General features: G+C 57.7%; 11 protein-coding genes. 3 read left to right on the top strand and 8 right to left on the bottom strand.

What is annotated here, in order from left to right:
• Positions 1-145: 145 nt before the first annotated feature.
• The 3 genes from WNY61_RS01300 to WNY61_RS01290 are packed head-to-tail and all read right to left on the bottom strand — an operon-like array spanning position 146 to position 2,875.
• The gene (locus WNY61_RS01300) at positions 146-1,306 is read right to left on the bottom strand and encodes a CCA tRNA nucleotidyltransferase (protein ID WP_342849647.1); all 1,161 of its coding nucleotides are present in this window, start codon (positions 1,304-1,306) and stop codon (positions 146-148) included.
• Entirely contained in the window at positions 1,303-1,899 is a 597-nt protein-coding gene (locus tag WNY61_RS01295) for a CoA pyrophosphatase (protein WP_342849646.1), read from the bottom strand. Before WNY61_RS01295 ends, WNY61_RS01300 begins: the two co-directional genes overlap by 4 nt.
• A 1-nt stretch (position 1,900) precedes the next feature.
• Positions 1,901-2,875, bottom strand: coding sequence for an Hsp33 family molecular chaperone HslO (locus WNY61_RS01290; RefSeq protein ID WP_342849645.1), 975 nt, complete (start codon positions 2,873-2,875; stop codon positions 1,901-1,903).
• 76 nt (positions 2,876-2,951) lie between these two features.
• Between WNY61_RS01290 and WNY61_RS01285 the strand changes: the two genes are divergently transcribed.
• Positions 2,952-3,389 carry an NUDIX hydrolase gene (locus tag WNY61_RS01285; RefSeq protein ID WP_342849643.1) on the top strand — a complete coding sequence of 146 codons (438 nt, stop codon included), beginning with the start codon at positions 2,952-2,954 and terminating at the stop codon, positions 3,387-3,389.
• On the opposite strand, the gene WNY61_RS01280 is transcribed toward WNY61_RS01285, so the two are convergent.
• A complete protein-coding gene (locus WNY61_RS01280; RefSeq protein WP_342849642.1) occupies positions 3,386-4,654 on the bottom strand; it encodes a fused response regulator/phosphatase in 1,269 nt (422 codons plus the stop codon). The genes WNY61_RS01285 and WNY61_RS01280 overlap by 4 nt on opposite strands.
• A gap of 154 nt (positions 4,655-4,808) precedes the next feature.
• Positions 4,809-6,041 (bottom strand): threonine ammonia-lyase IlvA, encoded by a 1,233-nt coding sequence (gene ilvA / locus WNY61_RS01275; RefSeq protein WP_342849641.1) that lies wholly within the window; start codon positions 6,039-6,041, stop codon positions 4,809-4,811.
• A 125-nt stretch (positions 6,042-6,166) separates the two neighbouring features.
• Between ilvA and WNY61_RS01270 the strand changes: the two genes are divergently transcribed.
• Entirely contained in the window at positions 6,167-7,393 is a 1,227-nt protein-coding gene (locus WNY61_RS01270) for an argininosuccinate synthase (RefSeq protein WP_342849640.1), read from the top strand.
• 147 nt (positions 7,394-7,540) lie between these two features.
• Here the strand turns inward: WNY61_RS01270 and WNY61_RS01265 are convergent, their stop codons facing one another.
• A complete protein-coding gene (locus tag WNY61_RS01265; RefSeq protein WP_342849639.1) occupies positions 7,541-7,954 on the bottom strand; it encodes a hypothetical protein in 414 nt (137 codons plus the stop codon).
• Between the two features lie 313 nt (positions 7,955-8,267).
• On the opposite strand from WNY61_RS01265, the gene msrA reads away from it, so the two are divergent.
• The gene (gene msrA, locus WNY61_RS01260) at positions 8,268-8,933 is read left to right on the top strand and encodes a peptide-methionine (S)-S-oxide reductase MsrA (RefSeq protein WP_342849637.1); all 666 of its coding nucleotides are present in this window, start codon (positions 8,268-8,270) and stop codon (positions 8,931-8,933) included.
• A 16-nt stretch (positions 8,934-8,949) separates the two neighbouring features.
• Here the strand turns inward: msrA and WNY61_RS01255 are convergent, their stop codons facing one another.
• Both WNY61_RS01255 and WNY61_RS01250 read right to left on the bottom strand, forming a co-directional pair.
• Positions 8,950-9,825: a ribokinase gene (locus WNY61_RS01255; protein ID WP_342849636.1), complete on the bottom strand. Its 876-nt coding sequence runs from the start codon at positions 9,823-9,825 to the stop codon at positions 8,950-8,952.
• A complete protein-coding gene (locus WNY61_RS01250; protein ID WP_342849635.1) occupies positions 9,825-12,083 on the bottom strand; it encodes an NADP-dependent malic enzyme in 2,259 nt (752 codons plus the stop codon). The genes WNY61_RS01255 and WNY61_RS01250 overlap by 1 nt, the downstream gene beginning before the upstream one ends.
• Between the last annotated feature and the right edge of the window lie 44 nt (positions 12,084-12,127).

Below are 12,127 nucleotides of genomic sequence, written 5' to 3'. Positions count from 1 at the left end.
ACAAGCAAAATGACCGACCGCGCCTGGTGGCATAGCCGCAATTGGGTGGTGGTTAAGTTAGCTTAGCTGAACCAGATCCCGCGGTACATTTCGCACATCCCCATGACGTGCAGCCTAAATAGCTGAAAATTACCGAAATGTCGATCTAGCTGGATCCGCTCAGCAATTCTGCACGAGACAGGGTGAAACCAGACGCGATCCAAAGTTGCTCTAACCGGGCAAGCTCACGCCCCAATTCCGGACCGTTAAATTTCGGCATCAAATCTTTGGCTGATACGGGAAACCGCGCTTGTGCCGCGTGACTGATCGTCTCTAACACTGTACTTTCGGGCATCTGCTCTGCCATACACCCCCGCAACAACGCCGCGGCTTGTGCCACTTCAGCCCCATGCCGATACGCAAGCTCTGAGAGTGGTGGCCCCGCGAATCCATGTTCCTGCAGCAACGCGAGCCGCTTCGCCTCAACCTTGCTCAGTCGCAAACGGTCAGTCAGCCCTTCGCCGCCCAGTGCAGCCAGACGGACCAGCCAGTCTGGGGTAAGACCCAGTGCATGCTCAAAATGAACCAGAATAGATATCCACCGGTCATCGCTGCCCGGCATCAACACAGGCAAAACTCCGGTCTGGCGCATCAACGCCAACGCCGGGGCAGGATCAGACGCGCGCAGCAGCTTTCTAAATTCCTGCCCCACACGTTCTGCCGAAAGTGTCTCTAACCCGCCCAAATTCGACGCAATTGCATCGAGTGCATCAGGCTCTGGCCCCACTTGCGGGTTGCCATACCAGGCCATGAAACGAAAATAGCGCAGGGTACGCAGATAATCTTCGCGAATACGCTGCTCTGCATTCTCGATAAAGCGCAACCTCCGCGCATGAAGGTCGGGCAGCCCTCCCAGCGGGTCAAGCACTTGTCCGTCCGGCGTGGCGTAAAGCGCGTTCATTGTGAAATCACGGCGCCGCGCGTCTTCTGCAATATCGGTTGAGAAGGCAACGAGAGCCCGGCGGCCATCAGTCTCAACATCACGGCGAAAAGTGGTGATCTCAAACGGTTTCCCTCCCGCGACAAGCGTCACCGTGCCATGATCAATCCCCGTCGGAACGGCCTTGACCCCGGCAGCCTTGGCCAGCGCCATCACCGTTTCAGGGGGGGCGTCTGTGGAGAGATCGACATCGCTGTCCGGCAGACCCAGAAGCGCATCGCGCACGCAGCCGCCGACAAAATAGATGCGATATCCCCCATCCTGCACGACGCGGCAAACCTGCTGCGCGTCTTCATCATGTAACCATCGCGTGTCGGCTGGAATCATTTGTTCATGCGTGTCGCCCATGCCCGCAACATACGCGCGGTCGCGCCCCAGATGTAATAGGGACCGTAGGGAACAGCGTAATAATACCGGCGCTGGCCGCGCCAACGCCGGGAATGGACGATGTAGTTGCTGGGGTTCAGCACATGGTCAAGCGGCACGCGAAACACCTCTTCGACTTCTTCCGGTTCGGGAGCCACCCTAAAGTCCTGGGACACATAGCCGATTACCGGGGTGACACTGAAGCCGGTTACCGTTTCATGCGCCGGCAGCACGCCGAGCACATCCACGATCTCGCTCGGCAGACCGATCTCTTCGCGCGCTTCGCGCAGGGCAGCGGCGATCACATCCGCGTCGCCGCCGTCTTGCTTGCCCCCCGGAAAGGCAATCTGTCCGGGGTGATGTTTTAACGCCGAAGAGCGTTTGGTCAGGATCAGTTCCAGCCGGCCCCCTGTATCGATCACCGGCGCCAGCACACCCGCGGGTCGCAAGCTGCGGCCTTCGGGCAAAGTGACCTCTGGGTTCAAATCAAAGTCAGAGGATTCCACCCCTGTCTGCGCAAGCGCTTCGCGGAAAGACTGGAACCGGTCGCTCACTTTATGCCTTAGCGTCGAAACCGACCGTGGCCGGATCAAGGTCATAGTGCGCACCACAGAACTGGCAATCGGCGGTCACTCGGCCATCATCGGTTGTCATCTTTTCGATGTCGCGCGCCGAGTATATCGACAGACTTTGGCGCACGCGATCTTCTGAACAGGTACAACCAAAACGCACCGGTTGGGCGTCATAGACCCGCGGTTGTTCCTCGTGAAACAATCGCAACAGCAGGTCGGTCGGTGGCACGCTGGGGCCGATCAGCTCCAAATCCTCAACTGTGCCGAGCAGAATATTCACACGGTTCCAGTTCTCGGCCTCATCACCCTCAACCAGGTCATCCGCCTTAAGAACGTCACCAGTCCCCTCGCCCGATGCAGCCAACGGCGAGGCTTTAGGCATGTGCTGCAACATGATCCCCCCAGCGCGCCAGTGCTCTGGCTCACCCGGCCCCGACGATTTGCCAAAGCTCAGCGAGAAGCGGGTCGGCAGCTGCTCGGACTGGGCGAAATACGCCTCAGCACAGGATGCCAATGACCCACCGGCCAGCGGCGTGATGCCCTGATAGGGGGTCATGCCTTGGCCCTGATCGATCATAATTGCGAAATAACCTTCGCCAATCTGTTCAAAGGGCGCATCATCGGTCAACCGGTCTGCGTCATAGCTGGCATAAGCGCGAATGCGCGCAGGTTCGCCTTCCTTTGTGGGGCCATAGTAATCGGTCGCAATCATCCGAACGGCACCTTTGGACTGCACCTGCAGCGACAGTTTCCATCGCAGCTTGATCGTTTGACCGATCAATGCGGTGAGCAAGGCCATCTCGGCCACCAAGGCTTCAACCTGCGGCGGGTAGTCGTGCTGCTTTAGAATGCCTTCCAACACGCCATCAAGCCGCGCCACACGGCCGCGCATGTCGACATTATCAAGCTGGAAGGGCAGAACGGTATCGTCCCACGCGATTTTAGTTCCTTGGGTCATTGGGTTTCCTTACCGGGGGCCGCTTGGCATACCGCGTCTATATAGGCGCAGCAACCCATGGAAAAAGGGGCAACAAATGATCCGACGTACAGGCCACGCACCACAGCCCGGTCGAACGTATACACCACGCCCCGGTGTCTACGCCATTCTGCCGCTGCAAAGCCGCTTCTTAATGACGCTTGAGATGGGCGATCAAACCGAAGTGCAGCTGCCCGGTGGCGGCATTGAGGCCGGTGAATCCCCGCTTCAAGCACTCCACCGCGAAGTGCTGGAAGAAACCGGTTGGCGCATCGCCCAGCCACGTCGGTTGGGTGCGTTCCGCCGCTTCACCTATATGAAGGATTACGACCTTTGGGCGCAGAAAATCTGCCATATCTATGTCGCCCACCCCGTACGCCAGATCGCCGAACCGACCGAGCCGCATCACGCCACATTGGTGCTATCAGCGAGCGAAGCGCTGGCGACCCTCGCGAATGAGGGTGACCGGCTGTTTCTGCAACGTCACCTCCGCTAGCTATCGCCAAGGTACTCAAGCAGTATCCCTGAAACATCATCGGGAAAATCGCGCCTGCCTGCGAACTCCGAAAGCTTCCAGACCAACGCGCTTAACAAAGCTGGGCCGCTAAACCGCCGCAACTCACCTAACATGCGCGCCAGCCCATCTTCGCCCAACATCTCTCCCCCCGGATCAGGGCATTCCGTCACGCCATCAGATAGGATCAACAACCGATCCCCCGGAGCAAGCTGGAGCTTGTATTGCTCAAATCTTACCCCTGCGAGCAACCCGACAGGAAAGCCGCCCGCACCGGCCTGCTCCACCATACCATCGCTGCGCAACAAGGCCGGATGCGGATGCCCAGCCTGAGCAACAGTTACCTCTCCCGTCGTAAGGTCGGCAATTGCCAGCATCAGCGTAAAATAATGCTCCGTATCCATCTCATTAAGGACGAGGTCATTAAGTTCTTCAATGACCTCTCCCGGCGGGCGGGCCGCATAGCTGCCATCGGGCAGCAGAGTGAGCGCTAGATTTTGATCTGGTGTCGTAGCCGAAAGATACCCTGCAAGCCGCGCCGTCATCAGGGCCGAACTAATGCCATGGCCCGAAACATCTAATCCGAAAAGCCCGACCACCCCCGGCCGCACGGGAAAATAACCCACCAGGTCACCCCCAACATGACCAGCAGAACGCAGCATCATCGAAAGGGTCCCGCCCGGCATCGCTCGGTAGCGTTCGCGCAGCAGGGATTGCTGTAACTTCTTGGCTTCGAGTAGATCCTTGTCGATCAGGCCCTGCACCTTTTGCAACACACCCAATGTCTCAGTAATCAGCCGGTTTTTTTGGGTCAATTCCCGCTGCATGGCAAGGATACGCTCACCCACCATGATCCGGGCGCGCAGTTCCAGATCACTGACAGGACATATCAAGAAATCATCAGCGCCAGCATTTAGCGCACGGGCCACTTCTCCCCTCTCTTGTTCCGTCATGAGCAAAATGAAATAGCCGTACTGATCCTCTGAAAGCTCTCGAAACGCGCGGCAGAAATCCAGCGCGGACATCCCCGGCATGATCCAACTGCACAGGACGAGATCAGGCAAACGGTCAGCGCAAAGCGCCAATGCCGCAACGCCGGAGGTGGCCGTGATCACCTCATACCCCCAACGCCCCAGCGAAGACGACAAGAGATTCAGTTGAATGTCATTGTCATCAACCACAAGAACCAATGGTGTCACCGCAGGGGTCGCCATCGCCGGGGATAGGCTGAGAATATCCAATTTCATGCGACATAATCCTGACAGGCGCCCATGGTCTAACCCATGGCGTCTTAACAGGCGATGAATCGCTAGAAGTAAGCGTCTGTTAAGCTTCCTAAGGCAAGTTACCGGAAAGGAGGTCCAAAGAAATATTCACAAGGCACCGGAACGCCTTTCCAGTTTAAAGAACAAATTGCGCCAGCGTTTCGTCGTTCGTGATGTCCGTGTAGGTAAACCCTGACTGGTCCAACTGCTCTAAGAAGGGTCTGAAATTCTCGGGCTGACGGGTCTCGATCCCAATCAGAACCGATCCAAAATTGCGCGCTGATTTTTTAAGATACTCAAATCGGCAAATGTCATCCTCAGGCCCAAGCAGCATCAAGAATTCCTTCAGCGCCCCGGGCCGTTGCGGAAGCCGTAGAATGAAATACTTTTTTACCCCAGAATAGCGCTGCGCCCGCTCTTTAACCTCTGGCAAGCGCTCAAAATCAAAATTGCCGCCCGATGCCACACAGACCACCGTCTTGCCCACAATCTGATCCGCCACCTCACTCAGCGCGTCTATCGAAAGCGCGCCCGCAGGTTCCAATACGATCCCTTCGACGTTCAGCATTTCATTGATCGTTACGCAGATTCGGTCTTCCGGGAGATGCACCACATCGGCGGGGTTCACCCCCCGCAAGCGCGCAAAGGTGCGTGCACCTATCTTGGCAACCGCCGCCCCATCAACAAAATTATCAATCGGAGAGACATCAACTGGTGCACCGGCCTCCAATGCCCGCGCAAAGCTCGGTGCGCCAGCAGGCTCAACAAAGGTATAGTCACAGGCGTCGCCAAAATAGCTAACCACTCCCGAGGACAATCCCCCGCCCCCTACTGGCAAAATCACCCGATCCGGCACCTTACCCAACTGCTCAGCGATCTCTACCGCGACCGACGCCTGCCCTTCGATCACATCCTCATCATCAAAGGGTGACAGAAAATGTGCACCCTCAGCCCGGCAGAAACTCTGCGCCGCGGCCAGTGTGGCGTCAAAATAATCCCCCACCAGCCGGATCTCGACGTTGTCCCCGCCAAAGATACGTGTCTTTTGCACCTTCTGCTGGGGCGTCGTCACCGGCATAAAGACCACCCCGCGCACTCCGAAATGACTGCAAGCAAAGGCCACCCCCTGCGCATGGTTCCCCGCTGAGGCGCAAACAAAAACTCCCTGCTCAGGAATCACTTTTCGCATCGCATTGAACGCCCCACGCAACTTGTAAGAGCGGACCGGGCTTAAATCCTCGCGCTTCAGCCAGATATCCGCATCGAAGCGTTCCGACAGATGCTCGTTGCGCAACAGCGGCGTGGCCGGAAACAAAACCCGAAGCGCCTCTGCCGCCGCCTGCGCTTTCGATGCAAATTCATCCGCCATCTGTGCTCTCCTTGCTGTCTCCCGTCGATAGGCGCGCAAGCGGCGCGGGTCAACGCAGGCTTCAATCTTGCCCACACCCACGAAAACCGCTACCTCGCAGGGCGAACTTGAAAGGAACCACCGTCATGTCCGCGCCCAAGAAAGTCGTGCTTGCCTATTCCGGCGGCCTCGATACCTCGATCATCCTGAAATGGCTGCAAACCGAATATGATTGCGAGGTGGTGACCTTCACCGCCGACCTCGGCCAAGGCGAAGAGCTGGAGCCAGCCCGTAAAAAAGCCGAGATGATGGGCATCGCCCCCGAGAACATCTACATCGAAGACGTTCGCGAAGAATTCGTTCGCGATTTCGTCTTCCCGATGTTCCGCGCCAACGCGGTTTATGAAGGTCTCTACCTACTGGGCACCTCCATCGCCCGCCCACTGATCTCCAAACGCCTCGTGGAAATCGCCGAGGAAACCGGCGCCGACGCGGTCGCCCACGGCGCCACCGGCAAAGGCAACGACCAAGTCCGCTTTGAGCTGGCCGCCTATGCACTCAACCCCGACATCAAGGTTATCGCCCCTTGGCGCGAATGGGATTTGTCGAGCCGCACCAAACTGCTGGCCTTCGCAGAAGAAAACCAAATCCCGATCGCCAAGGACAAACGCGGCGAAGCGCCCTTTTCGGTTGATGCCAACCTGCTGCACACTTCCTCCGAAGGCAAAGTCCTCGAAGATCCCGCCGTCGACGCACCCGACTACGTCTACCAGCGCACAGTCAGCCCGGAAGAGGCGCCCGACACGCCCGAATATGTTGAAATCGGCTTCGAGCGCGGCGACGCCGTCAGCATCAATGGCGAGGCCATGTCCCCGGCCACCATCCTGACCAAGCTCAACGAACTCGGCGGCAAACACGGTTGCGGTCGTCTCGACCTCGTCGAAGGTCGTTTCGTCGGCATGAAATCACGCGGCATCTACGAGACCCCGGGCGGCACACTGCTGCTCGAAGCCCACCGCGGCATTGAATCCATCACCCTCGACCGCGGCGCCATGCATCTCAAAGACGAGTTGATGCCGAAATACGCAGAACTGATCTACAACGGTTTCTGGTACAGCCCCGAACGCATCATGCTGCAAGCCGCAATCGATGCAAGCCAAACGCATGTCACCGGCACCGTGCGCCTCAAACTCTACAAAGGCCACGTCCGTACCGTAGGCCGCTGGTCTGATCACAGCCTCTATTCCGAGGCCCATGTGACCTTCGAGGACGACGCCGGCGCCTACGACCAAAAAGACGCCGCAGGCTTCATCCAATTGAACGCCCTGCGTCTTAAACTGCTCGCGGCCCGCGACAAACGTCTCAAAGGCTGAAGCACGGAAGGCCCCTTTCCCCTTCATCCTTTCTTAAATACCCGCGGGGGTCCGGGGGCAGCGCCCCCGGCGGCTCGCCCCAACCACCCCAAACAAAAAAGGCCCGGACGTTCCCGCCCGGGCCTTTTCACATCTAAACCAGCCGGATTAATCGGCAGTGACGACCGTCATCACCAACTCGCCATTCGGCTTAATGGGGCCATCTTCGGTGGCACCCAGTGTGTATTCAAACACACCAGTTTTCATGCCGCCATCTTCAGAATGCACCATCAGCATCAGCATATCGCCAGATGCCACTTCCTCTTGCAGGATCGCGGCAACGTCGGTGTTTTCGCCAGCGCGCAAGGGCGCATAGCCGACAACCGGGCCGGGCTTCATGTCGGCGTCCGTGCGGTGCACAACCAACCAACCGTTCTCGCCAGCCATAACTTTATCGGCGCTAACGACGCCATTAGACATATCTTGACCCGATGCTTCGACCATCGCCATGGCATGAGTGTCAGCCCAAGCGCCACCAGCAATCATGGAAAGTGCGGCTACAGTGCTTGCAATCTTTTTCATTTGGTTTTCCCTCCGTTTGAAATGTGACGGAGTCACGAAAGGGCCCGGGGATAAGTTTCAATATCCTATAAGATTTTAGAGACGTTTCACATTCAGCCACTCTTATCCGGGGTATCGCCATCGGAAGTTATTAAATTCGCACGGTTATTCCCGGGTAGTACCCCAGTGAGATAGCTAAGATAGTGCGAAAATAGCTCAGAGGATGGACTAATAGGCTAACCGGTAAACTACCTTCACCACAGCGTGACTTTCCCCATCCCGCCCTTGTGTTAGCTTCTATCCAGCGGCAACCCTAAGGCAGAGGAAGACAGACATGTTCCGAAAATCAATGTTCAAACCCGCCATACTTACCCTCGCGATCACGCTGGGATTTGTGGCACAGAACCGTCCCGCGGATGCGGCGGAAACCGAAGTGCTGACCGTTGCCGGCGGCTGCTTTTGGTGTGTCGAGGCGGATTTTGAATCCGTCAAAGGTGTGAAAGAAGCCGTGTCAGGTTTTGCGGGTGGTCGCACCAAGAACCCAACGTACAAACAAGTCACAGGCAGCAACACGGGGCACTATGAGGCCGTGCAAATCCAATTCGACCCTGCAGTGGTCAGCCGCGATACACTGCTTAATCTCTTTTTCCGCTCGATCGACCCCACGGATGCTGGCGGCCAATTCTGCGACCGCGGAGAAAGCTATCGCACCGCGATTTTCGCCGGCAGCCCTGCGCAAAAGAGCGCGGCAGAACAAGCAAAAGCCGAGGCGCAGGCCGCTCTTGGCACCAAAATCGTGACGCCGGTTCTCGGAAATGCGACCTTCTATCCAGCCGAAAATTATCACCAAGACTACTACAAAAGCAGCGAACGTTTGGCGTTCAGCAGCGTCGGCGTCGGCGTTCAAAAATCAGTGGCCTACAAGCGTTACCGCAATGGCTGTGGCCGTGACGCACGGGTGAAACAGCTTTGGGGCAGCGCTGCGCCTTTCGCGAAATAAGCACTGTGCCCGTGGCTTAGCGACGAAAATCGTGGTCCCTGATCTCTTTAAGGTCGGGGATCACATCTGCAGTTCCATGGCGCGTGACCATTAATGCTCCGGCCTTCATTGCCAGATCAATTGCTTTCGGCATCGTCATCCCCCGGTCCAGACCTGCAACAAGATAGCCGGTAAAGGTGTCCCCCGCGCCTGTAGTATCCACCGCATCGACTTTGTAGGCCGGGTAGCTTTCAACCCGATGCGCCTTGTTAGAGACCCATTCACAGCCCCCCGCGCCCAGCGTTACGATGATGTCGTCGATGGGCAGTTGCCGCAGTTCGCCCCCGGTTGCGGCCCGAAGCTGCGCCGCTTCAACCTCGTTCAACACCAGTAAATCAATCTGTTCAATGATCGCCTTTACTGCCTCGGCATCAAAAGGGGCAGCCGCATAGGCAAGTTTTAGGCCCAAGGTTTTGGCTGTTTGTGCCGCGAAACGTTGGCCATTGGTTTCATTTTGCATCATCAGCCAATCTCCAGAGGATGCTTCGCTGAGTGCCGCGCCAATCATCTCTTCGGTGATCTCGTGGTTGGTGCCAGGGAAGATGACGATGTTGTTCTCCCCCTCGAGATCGACGGAAATATTGGCGTGGCCGGTCACGCCCTCCATCAAGGTGATATGCGCCGTCTCGACCCCGTATTCCAAAAGGCGTTCCAGCGCCCAACCGCCATCAGCACCAAGCGCGCCAACATGCATAATCCGCGTCCCTGCCCGCGCGGCTGCGACCGACATATTGGCCCCCTTGCCGCCCAGCCCTTGCCGGAAATCCCGGGCCGAAATGGTCTCTCCCGGCCCCGGCAGATGGGGCAGCAGATAGAAGTTATCCGCGTTAATAGAGCCGAGATTCCAAATCATTAGCCCACCTTACAGGCTGCGAGGATGGCCATGTTGAGGATGTCATTCGCCGTTGATGTTGAAGAGCAAATTTGGATCGACTTATCGAGGCCCGTCAGAATTGGTCCAATCACCGTCGCCCCCGCCATTTCCTGCATCAACTTGACCGAGATGCTGGCCGAGTGCCGCGCTGGCACCACAAGAATATTCGCGGGGCCCGTCAAACGTGAGAACGGATAATTGGCTTGGCTTGCAGCGTTCAGCGCCACATCGACGGTCATCTCGCCTTCGTATTCAAAGTCTACGCCACGCCGATCAAGCACTTCAGGCGCCAGGTGCATCTTCTCGGCCCGTTCAGATACTGGATACCCAAAGGTCGAGAAACTCACAAAAGCCACGCGCGGCTCTAGCCCCAGATGCCGTGCCACGCGGGCACCGCTTTCGGCGATATTGGCCAGATCATTCTCGTCCGGCCACTCATGCACCAGCGTATCGGCGATAAACACGATCCGCCCCTTGTGCAGCAGCGCTGTAATGCCCGCTGCTCCGGCTTCGGCGTTGGCCTCAAAGACATGATTCAACCGCTCCAAGACATGCGCTGATTTGCGCGTGGCCCCAGTCACCAGACCATCGCCGTGCCCATGCGCCAGCATCAGCGCCGCATAAACGTGCCGATCACGCGAGGCGAGGCGGTGGATGTCTTTGCGGTCGAATCCCTTGCGCTGCAAACGGCCATAGAGGAAATCTTTGTACGTTTCTAAATGCTGGGTATTGGCGGCGTTCACCACTTCCAACTCGCGCACCGCGTCTTCCATGCCGCTGGCTTCCAGTTTGGCACGCACATCGTCTTCGCGGCCCACCACCAGCGCCTTGCCCAGCCCGGCGCGCTGGTACATGACCGCCGCACGGAGCACCTTCGGGTCGTCCCCTTCGGCAAAAATCATCCGCGCTTGGTTTGCCCGTGCCCGCGCGTTGATACCGCGCAGAATACTTGCGGTCGGGTCCATGCGCGACTTCAGACCCAGTTCATAGGCATCCATATCGATGATCGGACGCCGCGCCGCGCCCGTGTCCATCCCCGCCTTAGCCACGGCAGGCGGAATGCGGTGGATCAAACGCGGATCGAATGGTGTGGGGATGATATAGTCGCGCCCGAACGTGAGCGTTTTGCCATAGGCCAGCGCCACCTCATCCGGGACATCTTCGCGCGCCAATTGCGCCAAGGCGTGCGCGCAGGCGATCTTCATCTCGTCGTTGATGGCGCGTGCGTGAATATCCAGCGCCCCACGGAAGAGGTAGGGAAAGCCCAGCACGTTGTTCACCTGATTGGGGTAATCAGAGCGCCCAGTTGCAACGATGGCATCCATCCTCACCTCATGGGCTTCTTCGGGCGTAATCTCTGGGTCGGGGTTTGCCATGGCAAAGATCACCGGATTGTCGGCCATTGAAGCAACCATATCTGGGGTCACCGCACCCTTGGCCGACACCCCCAAGAAGACATCTGCCCCCTTCATCGCTTCTTCAAGGCTGCGCAGCTCAGTATTGGCGGCGTGGGCCGATTTCCACTGGTTCATGCCTTCGGTACGGCCTTGGTAGATCACGCCCTTGGTGTCGCACATGATGCAATTGTCATGCCGTGCGCCCATCGATTTGAGCAGCTCCAAACAGGCAATTCCCGCAGCACCCGCACCATTCAACACAATGCGCACATCTTCGATCTTTTTGCCCGACAGGTGCAGCGCGTTGATCAGCCCGGCGGCACAGATCACCGCCGTGCCATGCTGGTCGTCATGGAAGACGGGGATATCCATCTCTTCTTTGAGCCGCTGCTCAATGATGAAGCATTCGGGCGCTTTGATATCCTCTAGGTTGATGCCGCCAAAAGTTGGCCCCATCAGCTTGCAGGCATTGATAAAGGCTTCGGTATCTTCGGTGTCCAGTTCGATGTCGATTGAGTTCACATCGGCGAAGCGTTTGAACAGCACCGCCTTGCCTTCCATTACCGGTTTGGAGGCCAGAGCGCCCAAGTTCCCCAACCCCAGAACCGCCGTCCCGTTAGAGATCACGGCGACAAGATTGCCTTTGTTTGTATAGTCATAGGCTGTTTCGGGGTTCGCGGCGATCGCCTCACAGGGCACGGCGACACCGGGGGAATAGGCAAGGCTAAGGTCACGCTGCGTGGTCATCGGCACCGTGGCCGAGATCTCGAACTTGCCGGGCGTCGGTTCAAGGTGAAAGGCAAGTGCCTCTTCAGAGGTGATACGGTTCTTTCTCGTCACGACATAACCCTTTTTCTGCTTTAGAATCTTCTTAGCCACGATCA

The sequence above is a fragment of the Sulfitobacter sp. AS92 genome (genome assembly GCF_038900015.1).
Taxonomy (GTDB): domain Bacteria; phylum Pseudomonadota; class Alphaproteobacteria; order Rhodobacterales; family Rhodobacteraceae; genus Sulfitobacter.
The sequence above is the reverse complement of the archived record's forward strand: the minus strand, read 5'-3'. Positions and strand labels throughout refer to the sequence as shown.

Coding starts and splice junctions, on each gene's coding strand:
- WNY61_RS01285 (WP_342849643.1), top strand. CDS start 2,952: ATGATCCGACGTACAGGCCACGCACCACAGCCCGGTCGAACGTATACA.
- WNY61_RS01280 (WP_342849642.1), bottom strand. CDS start 4,654: ATGAAATTGGATATTCTCAGCCTATCCCCGGCGATGGCGACCCCTGCG.
- msrA (WP_342849637.1), top strand. CDS start 8,268: ATGTTCCGAAAATCAATGTTCAAACCCGCCATACTTACCCTCGCGATC.
- WNY61_RS01265 (WP_342849639.1), bottom strand. CDS start 7,954: ATGAAAAAGATTGCAAGCACTGTAGCCGCACTTTCCATGATTGCTGGT.
- ilvA (WP_342849641.1), bottom strand. CDS start 6,041: ATGGCGGATGAATTTGCATCGAAAGCGCAGGCGGCGGCAGAGGCGCTT.
- WNY61_RS01255 (WP_342849636.1), bottom strand. CDS start 9,825: ATGATTTGGAATCTCGGCTCTATTAACGCGGATAACTTCTATCTGCTG.
- WNY61_RS01290 (WP_342849645.1), bottom strand. CDS start 2,875: ATGACCCAAGGAACTAAAATCGCGTGGGACGATACCGTTCTGCCCTTC.
- WNY61_RS01270 (WP_342849640.1), top strand. CDS start 6,167: ATGTCCGCGCCCAAGAAAGTCGTGCTTGCCTATTCCGGCGGCCTCGAT.
- WNY61_RS01300 (WP_342849647.1), bottom strand. CDS start 1,306: ATGATTCCAGCCGACACGCGATGGTTACATGATGAAGACGCGCAGCAG.